10 protein-coding genes are annotated in these 15,773 nt (G+C 41.0%); 6 read left to right on the top strand and 4 right to left on the bottom strand.

Annotation, left to right across the window (positions count from 1 at the left end; genetic code table 11):
• Window positions 1-333: 333 nt before the first annotated feature.
• Window positions 334-2,262 carry an FAD-dependent oxidoreductase gene (locus H6G76_RS22115; protein WP_190705596.1) on the top strand — a complete coding sequence of 643 codons (1,929 nt, stop codon included), beginning with the start codon at window positions 334-336 and terminating at the stop codon, window positions 2,260-2,262.
• Window positions 2,263-2,332: 70 nt separating this feature from the next.
• On the opposite strand, the gene H6G76_RS22110 is transcribed toward H6G76_RS22115, so the two are convergent.
• Window positions 2,333-3,247: an ion channel gene (locus H6G76_RS22110; protein ID WP_190705594.1), complete on the bottom strand. Its 915-nt coding sequence runs from the start codon at window positions 3,245-3,247 to the stop codon at window positions 2,333-2,335.
• A gap of 201 nt (window positions 3,248-3,448) precedes the next feature.
• Between H6G76_RS22110 and H6G76_RS22105 the strand changes: the two genes are divergently transcribed.
• Entirely contained in the window at window positions 3,449-4,627 is a 1,179-nt protein-coding gene (locus tag H6G76_RS22105; protein WP_190705591.1) for an MFS transporter, read from the top strand.
• 24 nt (window positions 4,628-4,651) lie between these two features.
• Here H6G76_RS22105 and H6G76_RS22100 read toward each other — a convergent pair whose 3' ends face one another.
• The gene (locus tag H6G76_RS22100; protein WP_190705588.1) at window positions 4,652-7,420 is read right to left on the bottom strand and encodes a pitrilysin family protein; all 2,769 of its coding nucleotides are present in this window, start codon (window positions 7,418-7,420) and stop codon (window positions 4,652-4,654) included.
• 780 nt (window positions 7,421-8,200) lie between these two features.
• Between H6G76_RS22100 and H6G76_RS22095 the strand changes: the two genes are divergently transcribed.
• From H6G76_RS22095 to H6G76_RS22080, 4 genes are all read left to right on the top strand, one after another.
• Window positions 8,201-8,941 (top strand): tetratricopeptide repeat protein, encoded by a 741-nt coding sequence (locus H6G76_RS22095; protein ID WP_190705586.1) that lies wholly within the window; start codon window positions 8,201-8,203, stop codon window positions 8,939-8,941.
• A 1,019-nt stretch (window positions 8,942-9,960) separates the two neighbouring features.
• On the top strand, window positions 9,961-11,172 hold the full coding sequence (locus tag H6G76_RS22090; protein ID WP_190705583.1) for a calcium-binding protein: 1,212 nt from the start codon (window positions 9,961-9,963) through the stop codon (window positions 11,170-11,172).
• A gap of 106 nt (window positions 11,173-11,278) precedes the next feature.
• Window positions 11,279-11,434 carry a hypothetical protein gene (locus H6G76_RS22085; RefSeq protein WP_190705580.1) on the top strand — a complete coding sequence of 52 codons (156 nt, stop codon included), beginning with the start codon at window positions 11,279-11,281 and terminating at the stop codon, window positions 11,432-11,434.
• A gap of 213 nt (window positions 11,435-11,647) precedes the next feature.
• A complete protein-coding gene (locus H6G76_RS22080) occupies window positions 11,648-12,439 on the top strand; it encodes a DUF429 domain-containing protein (protein WP_190705577.1) in 792 nt (263 codons plus the stop codon).
• Between the two features lie 70 nt (window positions 12,440-12,509).
• Here the strand turns inward: H6G76_RS22080 and glgP are convergent, their stop codons facing one another.
• The gene (gene glgP / locus H6G76_RS22075; RefSeq protein WP_190705574.1) at window positions 12,510-15,071 is read right to left on the bottom strand and encodes an alpha-glucan family phosphorylase; all 2,562 of its coding nucleotides are present in this window, start codon (window positions 15,069-15,071) and stop codon (window positions 12,510-12,512) included.
• Between the two features lie 358 nt (window positions 15,072-15,429).
• Entirely contained in the window at window positions 15,430-15,753 is a 324-nt protein-coding gene (locus H6G76_RS22070) for a hypothetical protein (protein ID WP_190705571.1), read from the bottom strand.
• Between the last annotated feature and the right edge of the window lie 20 nt (window positions 15,754-15,773).

The raw sequence follows: 15,773 nt of genomic DNA, 5'->3' as shown, positions 1-15,773 counted from the left end.
CGAACTCTAGCTAGTGCCACTGCCAAACTCAACCTCTGCTTCATCAGGCTCATGATTAAGAGGCTTGCAGGTTCTTCCTAAGATGTCAAATGGGTTCTATAACCTGTCACCTATTACCTGTCCCCTGCTATATCTTGATTTTTGCAAATTTGTTTCAAGTTAAAAAATATAGCTAGCTTTAGGCATTGACAATTTTTCTGGTTCTGGCAAAATAAATCGGGTTGATGCCAGCGTGGTGTTGAAAAAAATACTTCTAACAATCGACTAACACACAGTTAGAATTTCACACCTGGATTGCATCGTGAAGAGTTAATTTTGTAACCAAGAAGCACAATGTCTAAGCTGGAATCATCTACTATATCCCGTCGTACACTGCTCAAATTGTTTAGTGTTGGTGCAATTGCAGGAGTAACAGGATACTCTCGGTTTACTAAGCCCAAACCAACGTTATTTCAAAATGATACTCTTGCTCTGCCCCGCATACTGAATCAGGAAAAAACTGTTGTGGTAATTGGGGGTGGTTTAGCAGGTTTAGCTTGTGCTTATGAGTTAAGTCAACGGGGGTTTGTCGTTACGCTGTTAGAAAAGTCTCCGCAACTGGGGGGTAAAATCGCTAGTTGGCAAATAGAAGCGGCTGGGGAAACTTTCATGATGGAACATGGTTTTCATGGCTTTTTTCCCCAATACTATAATTTGAATAGTTTAGTGGCAGAATTGGGGATAAATGATAACTTCCAATCGCTTAACTTTTATTCTGTGGTCTATCACGGTGATAAATACAAACCAGAGATATTTCGCCCCAGTCGCTCGGCTTTTCCTTGGAATATTATAGATTTAGCGATCGCATCTCCCAACCGTTTCAAGTGGGGGATCAATTTGACCAAAATCAAACATCTCCAAGTATTCCAAGCCATCACCGGTTTTCAACGCGAAAAGAACTACCAGCGATTTGATAATATATCGGTTGCTGATTGGGTAGAAACGGAATTTCCGCAAGGTTTATACGACTTATATTTTCTCCCCTTTGCCAAGTCTAGTTTAAATGCACCTGATGTCATGAGTGTCGGAGAACTGATGCAGTTCTTCCACTTTTATTTTTTTGGCAACCCAGAAGGACTAGCTTTTAATGGAACTAAGGATGATATGGGAACTAGCTTAGTTCAACCTATTGCTAAGTCAATTCAAAAGCAGGGCGGTAAAGTTATTACTGATGCCAATGTGAGTGAAATTTTGGCACAGTATGGACAGATTAATGGTGTGAAATATTACGTTGGCAGCAATCAAAATAACGTAGCTTTTACGGTGAAACGCAACAGCGCGATCGCCGATGACAAGATAGAATATTTCGGTGCGGCTGATGAAGTTTTTGCTTTACCATCAGGTAGTCAAGAAGCGGTTTCTCTGACTTGCACTCACCAAGGTTGTACTGTGCAGAAAGCAGCTGATGGGAAATTCCATTGTCCTTGTCATGGAGCAGTTTTTGCGGCTGATGGCAAAGTTTTAAAAGGGCCTGCACAACGAGATTTAACTAAGTTTAAAGTAGTGCAACGCCAAGATGATGAGGTGCAACTACTAGCAGCTAATTCTACATCAGGAACGCCAGCCACAATTGAAGCCGATTATTATGTGTTTGCCACTGATGTTCCTGGTGTGCAACAGTTATTTCAAAGAGTAAATGGTGATGTCAATACCACAGTGCGATCGCAAGTAGAAAAGTTGAGTATTGCTGATCCCTTTGCGGTGTGTCGCTTCTGGTTTGACCGCGATTTTGAATGGTCACAAAGTAATTTTACTTCTTTATCTGGCTACCAATTAACTGATAGCATCACCCTTTATCATCGCATTCAACAACAATTTATTGATTGGGCGGAAAAAACTGGTGGGAGTGTGGTTGAGTTACACGCTTATTGTTATAAAGAAAAAGAATTTCCTACTCAAGAAGCTTTACTGACAACCTTTGAAAAAGAACTCTATGAAATTGTCCCCGAATTGCAACAAGCAAAAGTGCTGCATCGAGAGTTAGTGAATCAACATAACTTTTCCGGCTATCCACCTAATAGTTATGCGGAACGTCCCGAAACTATCACCGCTATTTCTAACTTAATATTTGCCGGAGATTGGGTGAAAATGCCATTTCCTTGCGGCTTAATGGAAAGGGCTGTGAGTAGTGGCTTATTAGCCGCCAACGAAATTTTATACCGCGAAGGTTTGCAGAGGCGATCGCTTTTCTCAGTCAATCCTGAAGGGATGTTGCAAATTTAGTTATTGGTCAATAGTCCATAGTCAATAGTTTTCTCCCTCGCCCCCCTGCTCCTCTGCTCACCTGCTTCCCCTACTCCAAAGGCACCACATCATGAAAATGCTTGTAGTCGATGTAACGATGTCCGTTACCTGCGTGATGCAAGATATCGACAAATCGATTATTCCACAAAATGTCATTAGCACTATAACTATGGCGGGCATGAACAACTTGGGAAACAGTTTCGTCGATCCCTGTCAAAGAAATCATCAATAAACTATTAGTCTGATTTAAAGATTCTGGTGTCATTCCATATAAAGGACTAGACTCATCGATGATGTGCATAACTGACCAACTTAAAGCAAAACCGGGTGTTTGCTGCCTTACCAATTTGAGATCAGAAATACGACGCATAAATTGTCCTTCTGCTGTAATTTCATCGCGCATTAAGTAAACCCGCATCTGCGCTTCTAAAATTAAATTACGCCGTTGGTTAGCGGTGCGAAACATCAAAGTAGGCGCGCCCTCATACGGTACAATCACAGCGACTCGACTAAACAGCACACGCGCAGTTGGACGAGAAAACCGAGCAAACGCTAATCCTGTCATCACAGCAATTCCCATCACACCAATTATTGCTTCAATGGTGACGATGAAATTGGCGTAATTTGTTTTGGGATACATTGCCCCATAGCCAATAGATGCCAGAGTTTGGACACTGAAGAAAAAAACATCTACAAAAGAGCCTGGGCGAGCATTGGCAATACAATCTCCTCCTAACAAGTACGCTAGGGCAAACAAAGCATTAATAGCTATATAAAAGATACAAATCAGTAATACAAAGCCAGTCCAAGGCACTGTTAGCAGTAAATGATAAGGATCACGCCAGTAAGAATGCCATACACCTAAGCCCATAATCTCGAAATTCCCATTGTGAAATTTCAAGTGAATAATAGGTTGTGAACGCTGTCGTTGCTTCCGAACAAGTGTTTTGAATAGCAGTTTCATTGGATTGACCAAAAGAACGGCGAAACGTTAATTATGACTAAGGTATAGCAACACTAAATGATATTCCAACAAATCTATTGCCTATTGCCTATTGCCTATCCCCAATACTAGTTTGTGAACCAAATAGGATGGCTATATAAAGGTTGCTATTTTCTGATACAGTGCAGTGGCTAAGTGATATTAGTAGCTCGTATACTGCTGATGAACCGAAATTTCTGGATTACTGCTTTAGTTGCCTTTATTAATTCCCTCAGTTTTACAGTTTTAATACCTATTATCTATCTTTATGGCAAACAATTTGGACTCAGTGATTTCCAAACGAGTTTGTTATTTTCGACCTACTCAATAGCTCAGTTTTTTGCCACGCCTGTCATTGGTAAACTATCTGACCGTTTTGGACGTAAACCTTTATTGATGATTAGTTTAGCTGGGACAGTGATTGCCAATGCGATCGCTGGTACTGCAACTACAGCCGCTTGGCTGTTCTTCGCCAGATTTTTCGATGGCATTACTGGCGGTAATGCTTCAGTGGCGCAGGCAATTATTTCTGATGTTACTACACCAGAAAATCGTGCTAAAGCTTTTGGAATTTATGGTGCAGCCTTTGGTTTAGGTTTTGTGTTGGGGCCTGTCACCAGCTTGCTGGCGCAGCAATTTTCTTTAGGAGCAGCTTTTTTAGTTTCTGCTGCGATCGCATTTTTAGCTTTACTAATTACTATTTTCTGCTTGCCAGAATCTCTCCACAATAAAGCAGAAAAAGCACACAATATCTTTGACCTCGGATTAGGTAATTTAATTCGTGGTTTAGCTATGCCCAAAATTGGTGTGCTGTTAATTATTAATTTTTTTATTGGTACAACTTTCACCATTTTTACTTATGCATTTCAACCTTACTTTATTAAGGTTTTAGGACAAAATAGCCAATCTTTGACACTAATGTTTATCTTGTTTGGTGTGCTAGGTACTATCATGCAAACTTGGGGAGTGTCACTGTTAAGCCGCAAATTTAATGTTGTTAAGATTTTATTTCTAGCTTTATCTATTCGGAGCCTATCATTTATGCTCATGCCAATTTGGCAAAGTATTACTTATTTTGTTGTCATTAGTATTTTATATTCTCTATTTAATTCCTTAGTTCAACCCATGATTAATACATTAATTTCTCTCAACGCTAAACCTCAAGACCAAGGTACAGCAATGGGGTTGAACTCCTCTTATTTAAGCATTTCTAATGCTATTGGCCCTGTAATTGCTGGGATGCTAATTAATCAAGCTTATCCCCAAACTTATGCCTACCCATTATATTTAGCAGGTATTCTGACTTTTTTAGTTTTAATTTTGGCAATATATACTCGCAAAAACTATACAGTAGAGACGTAGCAATGCTACGTCTCTACATACCAATCAATTAGCAGTGGGTACTGTAACTCCAGGGCCAGCAGTCACAATTACCGCATTTTCAGGCAGAATCAAATCTTTGATTACTTGTTGTACTTGAGCCATAGTTACAGCCTGAATACGGCGAGGAAATTCTCGGATTTCTGTAGATGAAAGTCCAAAAACAGAATTGTTTAAAATGATGCTAGCAACTTCGCTGGGATTAGCTAAATCTACGGGATAACTATTAGTAATTGAACGCTTGGCAGTATTTAATTCTGCTTCAGTGATGCCTTGTTCGCGCAACTGTTTGAGTAAAGCTACAGTGCTAAAAATTGCTTTTTGGGCATCTGTAGGCGCAGTCTGCATTTCAATTAAAAATGGGCCAGGATTGACCCCAGCAGCAAAACCACTGTAAATACCATAGGTCAAACCCAGGCGATCGCGTACTTCTGTACCCAAACGGCTGGCTAAGGTATCACCACCTAAAATCTGATTCAATACTAACGCCGCATAATAACGCCGGTCTTTGCGAGCGATACCGTTGTAGCCGATGTAAGTCACCGCCTCAGCCTTACCAGGAATTACTTTATTCAGACGAGTCGATGTCTCTGGTAGTGAGACTTTCGGCAAATTTACCACAGGCGGTTTACCCTCAGCTTGCCATTTAGCAAAAGTTTGATTCAACAACTCTTTTACCTTAGTTGGGTCAAAATCACCTACTAAAGCTAGTGTTGTCGTGTCTGGTCGGTAGTGTTCTTTGTAATAACCCAACACATCATCACGAGTGATATTCTTTAAGCTCTCGACTGTGGAAAAACTGTGAAAAGGATGATTAGTTGGATAGATGGTTTGTTGGAATACTCGTCTAGCTAAAGCATTAGGATCATCTAATTGCGCTTGCAGACTAATCAATGCTCTTTGGCGGCTCAGTTCTAATTGGTCAGCAGGAAAGTTAGCATTTTGTAGCACATCTGCCAAAGTTTGAATTAATATGGGCAAGTTTGCTGATAATCCCTGACCGCTAATATTCACACCTTCACGGCTGACATTAAAATCTAGACTAGCTCCCCGGTCTTCTAAGGTCTGTGCTAGAACCAAAGCATTTTTAGTCTGCGTACCATTCATTACGTTTTCCGCAGTTAGACTGGCTAATCCCGCTTTTTGATTGCTATCAAATTCCGAGCCAGCATCGACTTGACCACTAATGTTAATTGTCGGTACACTGCGATCAGGTAGCAATAAAACTCGCAAACCATTAGCCAAAGAGAACTGCTGTGGTAGGGGTTGTTTATTAGACTTTGTAGCTGAGTTGGCTGGTGGTAAGTATTTGGCTAGTTCTGCGGGGTCTACAGGTTTACCAGGACTGAAGTTTTCCATAGTGCGGCCAGCACCAGCATTAGAAGTTCCTGGTTTACCGTCTGGTTGAGTCGGTTCAAAAAAGCCAATGGTTTGTTTTGCTGGAACGAGGTAAGTTTTGGCGACTCTTTGCACATCCTCTGGGGTAACTTTGGCGATCGCACTTAAATATCGTTCAATATATCTATAATCTCCGGCGATCGTTTGGTTATAACCCAATTGGCTAGCTTGGCTAGTAATGTCTTGATTATCTAAGACAAACGAAGCTTGGAGTAATGTTTTGGCTCGGTTTAATTCTTCTGAGCTAACAGCTTTTTGTTGTAATTGTGATAGAGATGTTTGCAGAACTTGACTAATTTTCTCTAACTTTTGACCAGGCGCAGCTGTCGCATCAATTTCATACCAACCTGGTTCGATTAACTCCGCCGCCGCACCACTTACAGAACTAGCCAGACCAGACTCAACCAAAGCTTGATAAAGTCTAGAACTGCGTCCACCTGTAAGAATTGCATCCATAACATCAATTGCTGGCACATCAGGATGCTGGATATTTGGTAAAGGATAGACAGCTTGCAACAGTGCAGCACTTCCTGGTTCCTTTAGGACTATAGGAGTTGAAGGTTTTGACCCTTGAGCATTAACCGTTGACCCTTGAGCATTAACCGTTGACCCTTGACTATTTTTCAACTTGCTAAAAGTCTCTTTAACGGACTTAAGTACAGATTTTGTGTCAAAGTCACCTGTAATTATTAAAGTGGCATTGTCAGGGCTATAGTAAGTTTGATAATAATTCTGCACCTGTTCGAGAGTAAAATTTTCTACATCTGCCTTTGTGCCGCCCACCATTAAGCCGTAGGCTCGATTTGGAAAAGCTGCCCGCATTACTGCCCGATTCAAACGATAGCTCGGTGAATTTTCATACCCTTGCAACTCGGATATCACCACTCGTTTTTCACTTTTGAGTTGGTCAGCCCCAATTAACGCATTTTTCATGCGATCGGCTTCCAAGATCAGCAGTGCTTGTAGTTTGTCTCGCTGTACTGTGCCGAAGTAAGCTGTTTCATCGTAACTAGTAAAAGCATTAAACTGGCTACCTAAGGCACTAAACAAACGTCCAAACTGTACTGGACGGTCAGTTGTACCCTTGAACATCAAATGTTCTAGCTGGTGGGAAATCCCATTTTCTCCTTTACCTTCGTTGCGTGAGCCAACCTTATACCAAACTTGTACACTCACAACCGGAGCAGTATGCACTTCTTTAGTTAATACTGTCAAGCCATTGTCTAATACTGTTTTTTGTACGCCTTGGGTAAAAGATAAACCAGGTACAGGCGCAGCTGCTGTTGGTGTGGCTGTGAGCAAATTCACTGAAAAGGGAACGAAACTTAAAAGAAAACTGAGGAAAAACCCTATCAGCATATATGTGCGTTGCTTCATAAGCAATTCAAGATGAAATTTTCAAATTATCTACTCTTATCCTAGAAAATGTTACAAAAACTCTCCTGACAAATATTAATTTTTTTTGATCAATAAGCAACCTTAGCCGCACTATCTTTCTATCAGTTTAGTGAGCTTGTTCAAGGGAAATTAACGATTCTAAACAGACACAACCCACTAACAATGCTGTGTTTGCTTAGTTTTTAATGTATGACTTTTTTTTCGTAATTCTTGACGTTTTTTTATGATTTCTGCTTTCAAAATTTGCCATCTACCAAGAGAGACATGAAAGTAAGCCGCATAACTTGATGAGTAGCCCTGAAGCTAGGAGCGTGCTGGTAATTTTTTATGCTTCCCTTAGGTTTTCAGTTGGTAAGTACATAACCTACTGTCACAATACGATTTCCGAAGACAACGATATAATCAATCAGCTTGAAGTTGTTAAAGTTTCAGCAAAGCCTCTGCCAGCATCCCTTCTATAGATCGTAAGAACTATGCATTAAGTTAATGAACATACCTCTATCTATAGATATATATAGAAGCTAAATCTGAAAGCAAAGAGGATGTAGATTTGGACAGACGAGAGCATTGTTCAGAGTAATGTTGAAGATCACAGGGCAAAACAATCTATGTAGAAAAAGTTCGTTAGAGTAGTATTAGTAGCTGCTTTTCTACTGCATTTCTACCAGTACAAGCAACAGCTGACCTCAGTTGGACTATGTTTTGCCAGAAGATTAAGCCACAGTAGTTTTTGACCTAATCAAATCATCCAGTAAAACTATGCGCCGTCTGTTAAAAAAGATTGCCACATGGGGACTAGCCAGCCTCATAGGTGCTTTACTTGTCAGTCTCCAAATTATACCAGCGATCGCCCAACATCATCATTCTTCTCCAGCGAGTACTACCACTAAACCTTCTTCAACTCTAGTACCCTTACTCCAGTCGATTCAGGTGGAAAGCTTTGTAAACCAAGGGCTGGAGAAACGGCATAAACCAGACTATGGAGAGGTTTTGAAAGATATCGCTCAAGTCATCCAACTCGACAAAGATCACGATAGAGCCTATTTATATCGTGCTAATCTTAGCAGCCAACTTGGAGATTATAAAGCAGCGATCAAAGACGACATAATCGCTATAAAGCAAAATCCCTCTTTTTCTTATATCTATAATCAGCAAGGCAAAGCTGATGAGGCTTCAAAAAGTTACCCAAAAGCTAGAGAGAATTATACTCAAGCAATTCAACTTTCTCCTGAAGATAGCGACAGCTATACAAACAGAGATATTGCTAACTATCAACTTGGCCACAATCAACAAACGATGGTGAACTACAACAAAGCAATTGTTATAAACAATGGGCAAGTAGATACTTATTTTCATCGGGTAAATCTGCAAAGTAAATTAGGCAATAATCAAGCGGCAATTACAGATTATCAAAAAGCAAGATGTCCATATTCTGCACAAGGCAAGCAAGAAGCATTTTTAACAGCAAGCTTGGCAATTCAAGAGCATTATAGCTCATAATTTCCTACCGAAGTTACAAAATAGACTAAATTTATTAAGTGGTGATATGATTTAATTCCCTAAAAATTGAAATTGAGCAAGTTCAATTTTTAATAATCACTTTTATAACTAAACTGATATGCGATCGTATCTATATAATGGCAAAGTTATTAAACTTAAATTTGTCCTATTTTTATATAAATAATATAAATTATCAGATGCTTAGAACTAAATAATTAACATATTTTATCCAGTTAAACAGTATAATAAAATTAGAATACTCGCTCCAAGTTTTTGCAGATAAATTACACTACCGAAGTTAAATAAATAACAATTAACGATTAAAAAAAATCTCATAACAAATAAAGATAAGTTTTGTAGCTATTTAGAAAATTACAGGTTTTCTTAATTGTCAAAATAACAGTGAATACAATATTGCAGATGCTGAATATAAAAGTAAAACAATGCTACGTGGAGCGCGCAAGAGAAAGTGAAAGATTATAGTCCTCATGACTTGATCTTAAACAGTTAATATTATACATTTTCGTCAAAACTAGATTATTATTCAATTGATGCATAGAGTTTATAAAAAGTTACAATCTAAGTGGATGATTTTTCGTAGTTTTATATAAACTTACAAGTAGGTCTTCTATAGGGGAGTTAGCCAAGATATGGGCGGAATAAATAAAGCTCATATTTAAGCATTATCGATTCTCAGAAAGATAAATAGTATTTTGCTAACTGTGTCGATTTAATTCCTATCTTTTTCATTTATTATCCAGGTACACGCTGGAAATAAGAAAAATTCCCAAAATTTGATGCATAAGAATTGTCAGGCGAAGTTGACAATGGTAGTGTTTATTATACAGCTACCAAGCAAATAAATGCTGTTAGCTATGACTGCTTTTTGAATCAGCCAAGCCTACATTTCCAGTAGGAAATTTTTTAAAATATTTCAAGTTTATTAGGTACTACTAAAGCTATTAGTACCTAATAAACTTGATAGTCTTTCAAGGATAGCAAATCAGGAGAACCTAATCATGGCACTAGACGATTTCGATATAGATAAATTTATAAAAGACGTAGTAGCAGAGGCCGAAAAGCAAGGAGGAGGAAGTAATGTTGTTACTTCTTCTGTTTCTTCTTCTTCTGTTTCTTCGTCTTCGTCTTCTTCGTCGTCTTCTTCTTCTTTGTCAATTTCTTCTTCTTCTTCTTCTGGTACTACATTTAGAGGCGGTGCAGGAAGCGATAGCTTTAATGGTAGTGGTACAACCATCAAAATCACAGCCTTTGGCGATGGGGGTAACGATACTCTCACTGGTGGGTCTGCAAGTGATACTCTCGATGGCGGATCTGGCAACGACAGACTCAATGGTGGAGCAGGCAACGACAGACTCAATGGCGGATCTGGCAACGATACCCTAGTTGGCAATACTGGTAGTGACACATTCAATGGTGGGGATGGCAACGACCGACTAATTTGGAATAACGGTGACGGCAGCGACATCATCAATGGTGGGGCTGGCTACGACATCGTTGAGGTCAATGGTGCGCCTGCGGGCGACCAATTCAGCTTACAGAGAAATGGTAGTAACGCCATATTTCAACGGCTGAATTTAGTTCCATTTACCCTAACAGTCAATGGTGCAGAAAGTTTCGAGATTAATGGGTTAGGAGGCGATGATAGCCTTGTCGTTGGCAATCTAGGAGGAACTAGCGTAAGTGCTGTGACTTTTAGAGGTGGTGTAGGAAACGATAGGTTGGATGCTAGTGGTACAAACACAGCAATCTCTGGGTTTGGAGATGATGGCAACGATAATCTCAATGGAGGCTCTGCCTACGATAATCTCGATGGAGGAGCTGGCAACGACACTCTCAATGGCAGATCTGGCAACGACACTCTCAGTGGTGGATCTGGCAATGATGTGCTGATAGGTGGACAGAACCGAGATATCCTGACAGGTGGAGGTGGAGCAGATAGATTTGTCTACACTTCTGCCAGTCAGTCACAAGTTGGTGCAAATTCCCGTGATACCATCACAGACTTCACTACTGGTGTTGATAAAATCGATTTAGGAACACTCTATAACGGAACGCTCGTGTTCATTGGCTCTGGAAGCTTTAATGCAGTTGGGCAAGTGCGATTCCAAGACGGATTGTTGCAAGCAAATCTCTTTGGCACTACAAGTCCAGACTTTGAGATTCAATTTACAGGTGGGCCAATACCAAGTGCCAATGATATCATCCTCTAGCAGGTGGAGTAACACTAGGTGCTAGTGATATCATTCTCACCTAAGTTGAAATTAAGGCTGAGTAGAGCGGTTAGCTATGAAGATAGCCTAGTCGTGGAAAACCACAATGGCCAAACTGACCGTTTCACTCACCCTTAAACAAGGCTGTAGGAGCGATCGCTTCACTAGTAAACTCATCCGACCTACTGATAATAGTCAGACAGCAGGAGACTTTGAAGCTGATCCTTTAAACCTCTTGCATCAGACTAGATCTCGCATATAGCAATCCTATTTAATTGACAAACTAGTCGTGAAGGCAGGCGATAGGCAATCTGGCAACAGATTTGTTTGGATCTCCTACACGGTTTGCTATATAAAACTACAGGTAAACATAGATATAGATGTATAGCGGCGTTTGGCAGGGTACACATCTATATCTGTGTTTATTTTTGTATATTTATGGTTCCTGCTACTCTAATCCAAAATGGTATGAGTTATGAAATTTATCGGCATTGATTTAGGGTGGAAATCGCAACCAAGTGGTTTATGCTGTTTAGAATTAATAGAAGGACAGCTACAATTAGCTGATTTAGATCGTAAAGAAGAGATCGCAGATATTCTCGCTTGGATAGATACCTGGGTAAAACCAGAGGAACCCGCAATCATTGCAGTGGATGCGCCAACTCTGATCCCCAACGCCACAGGTAGCCGCCTCCCCGATAAACTCAGCCATAAATTTTTTGGTAAATATCATGCTGGCTGCTACCCAGCGAATCAAAATTTAGCTTTTGCCGATCGCACAATTAACTTTGGCTTCCAATTAGAATCTCGTGGTTTTGTTCACGCACCTACTATCGAACCCAAAAAAAGGGGCAGATATCAAATAGAAGTTTTTCCCCATCCGGCGATCGTGCATTTATTTGGTTTACAACGCATCCTTAAATATAAAAAAGGACGCATCAATGAGCGTCGCCTAGAATTAATCAAACTCTATCAATATATTCTCGAAGTTTTACCTAGTCTTGAACCTAGTCTGAAATTCATCCAGGAACCGCAAAACCTGCTCCCCTGCGGCCTTAACGAGAATTCTTTCACCCAATTGAGTCTTACAGGTGCAGCCCTTAAAGCCATCGAAGACAAACTAGACAGTTTAATCTGCGCTTATGTAGCCGCCCACTGGTGGTATTGGGGTGAACAACGTAACCTCGTATTAGGCGATCGCACTACAGGTTACATTGTCATTCCTCAGAGAGTGGGGAGTGGAGAGTGGAAAGAGGAAACGGGTTAGGGGACAGGGAGAAAAGGGAAAATCTCGCTATAGGTTTCTTTTCCCTATTCCCTACTCCCTATTCCCTAGTTCACTCAGCCCAAGCAATCAACCTTGGCTCATAAGGGCTAGACAAGTGCGGATGTTTAGGTAACACGCGCAAAGACAAGCCTTGCAAACCAGAGGTAGTGTAGATGATATCAGCAGTGTACATACTCAAACCTTGGCTATCTTGCCCTTGGTAATCCATCACTACTGGCACAGCATTGACGATATCACCATTGGCATCGATCGAACCTTGGTAAAGTTCAACTTGCACATCATCGTTAGTCAAAGTTGCTAAGTCAATTTTTGATTTGACGGCTACGGTTTGGTTAACCTCAATATCTGCACTGGCGGAGACATCAATATCTTTGATTTTGATGTTAAACCAATTTTCGCTGAGATTGGCTTTCCAAGCGGCTAATTCTTTAGCTGGGGCGTAATTATCAGCAATTAAAGTATGACAGCGATCGCTGGCTGGGAAATAAGCCCTTTGTGCATAATCGCGTACCATCCGCGCTGTATTAAAGAATGGACAGTTTAAGCGAATGGCATCTTTCATTTTGGCAACCCAACGCCGGGGTAAACCATCGACATCTCGGTCATAAAATAGCGGCACAACTTCCTTCTCTAACAAATCATAGAGAGCATTGGCTTCTATATCATCCTGGTAATTGGGATCTTCGTAATTTTCGCCCTGTCCAATTGCCCATCCGGTGCGGACATAATCAGCTTCATCCCACCAACCATCAAGAACACTTAAATTGGGTAATCCATTCATAGCGGCTTTCATCCCGCTAGTACCGGAAGCTTCACGTGGGCGACGGGGTGTATTTAACCAGATATCGCAACCTGCAACCATCAACCGGGATATATGAATATCGTAGTTAGGAACAAAAACTACCTGTTTTTCTAAATGGTGTTCGCGGATAAAATGATTTATTTCACGAATGAGTTCTTTACCAGGAATATCTTTGGGGTGGGCTTTACCAGCGATCACAAATTGAACTTTGCGGTTTTTATCACCGAGTAAAATGCGTTGAATGCGTTTTAAATCGCGCATCCAGAGGGTAGCACGTTTATAGGTAGCGAACCGACGGGCAAAGCCAATTGTCAAAACATTGGGATCTAAAACTTCTTGGGCTTGGGCAATTTCTGAAGGAGAAGCACCGCGATCGCGTAAATGCTTGACTAGATGATCCCGCACGTACAACACCATGTCTAGGCGACAGCGTTCGTGATTGCGCCATAATTCCTCATCGGGAATTGCCTCCATCCGTTCCCACAGTTGGTTATCGGGTGGTGCGGATGACCAGTTTGGCCCTAAGTAGCGATCGTACAATTCTTGCGTTGATTTAGCAACACAACTCCGGGCGTGAACACCGTTAGTAATAGCAGCAATTGGTACTTCTTGAACTGGTACTTTTTTCCACAAACCTTGGAACATTTGCCGCGACACCACACCATGCAGCTGTGCCACACCGTTAGAAAAACTAGCCATCTTCAACGCCAGCACTGCCATACTGAATGGCCCGGATAAATCACCAGTATTTTCTCTTCCCAGCCCTAAAAATTCCTCCTTGGGCAAGCCAAAGATATCTGCGTAGTACCCAAGGTAATACAACATTTTATCGGGAGGGAACAAGTCAATACCTGCTGGTACTGGTGTATGGGTAGTAAAGATGTTGCTAGACATTACTACCTGTTTAGCTTCCGCGTAACTTAATCCCTGTTCTTGAATCAGGATGCGGATACGCTCTAAAGCGGAGAAGGCGGCGTGACCTTCATTCATGTGGTAGGCTGTGACATCATATCCCAACGCTTTGAGCATTTGTACACCACCAATCCCTAGCATGATTTCTTGGTGGATACGCATATCGATATCACCACCATACAGCTGGTCTGTGATGTCGTGGTCGTAAGGATTGTTGGGTTCAATATTGGTGTCCAACATATACAAGGGAACTACGCCCACCTGTACCCGCCAAACTCTGGCGTATACCTTGCGTCCGGGATACTGCACAGCTATTTGCAATTCTGAACCATCAGGATTGCGCTCTAGGTGCAAGGTCATATTATAAAAATCGTTGATGGGATAGCGTTCTTGTTGCCAACCATCAGCGTTGAGGTATTGGGCAAAATACCCTTGTTGATACAACAAGCCTACACCCACTAATGGCAGCCCTAAGTCGCTGGCAGATTTTAGATGATCACCTGCTAGAACGCCTAAGCCACCAGAATAAATAGGTAAACAGTCTACTAGTCCAAATTCTGCCGAGAAATAAGCAAAGCATTCTTTGGGCTTTTGGCTGCGTTGTTTATGATACCAAGTGCGCTCTTGCAGATAATCATCTAACTGACGCGCGGCGCGATCCATTTGTGCTAGAAAGCCGTCATCTTCTACCACTTCCAACAGCCGTGCTTGAGAGATAGTACCCAGCATTAACACTGGGTTATGACGACTAGACTCCCACAAATCGGGGTCTAAACGGCGAAATAAATCTTTAGTTTCAACATTCCAATCCCAGTGCAGGTTATACGCCAGTCGCCGCAGTGGTTCCAGGCGTTGCGGTAGCGAGGGTGAAACATTGAATGTGCGAATTGGTTGCATAGAGATAGCAAACCTCCTAGTTCAGCTATGGTTATTGTTGACTTTCTTTTCTCAATGCTGCCAATTCTTTATACTGTGTTTGTAAAGTAGCTGTGACTTTGTTAAAAGTTAAAAACTTTTGTTGTAATTGTTGCTAAACCTGACACCATAAGTGTTTGCCATTTTCAGACTTCTCCTCTGGTGTCTGCTTTGTGTATCAAAATTTAATATTTTCGTAATTATTTAATTATTGAATATGCCAAATCGATGAGACAAAACAGTGGTGTTGACTGTTGACTGACAACGGTTAACAGTCAACAGTTAACGATCCCACGAAATAATGGTGCAATGAATTTGTGTTTTAACTGACTATTTAATTTTATGCGCCTAAAGAAGGCTGATCTTGCGAATTTTTTGGTATGGATAGAGCTAGTGCTGCTGTATAAGCAAGCTCGGCAGCTATCTTATAAGCTAGTTTGATATTGGATGTATGATCTTTGTGATTAGAAGATGTAGAGGCTTTGCGACGGTTTGACTCGCGTTGTACTTCACCAGATGCGATCGCTCGTTGCAAAATAATAAAAGCATCTAAATCTTCTGAGTCATAATTTGCCCGCAGCAGTGCTTTGATCTGGTTTTGCTCTGCAATACTCAAATAACCGTTTTTGAAAGCTTGCTGGACGATTTGTTTAATTTCAACCATAATTTCAACCAAGTGTGGGA

Origin of the sequence: Nostoc sp. FACHB-152 (assembly GCF_014697475.1) — a bacterium.
Classification (GTDB): domain Bacteria; phylum Cyanobacteriota; class Cyanobacteriia; order Cyanobacteriales; family Nostocaceae; genus Nostoc_B.
This window is presented reverse-complemented; position numbering and strand designations above follow the sequence as displayed.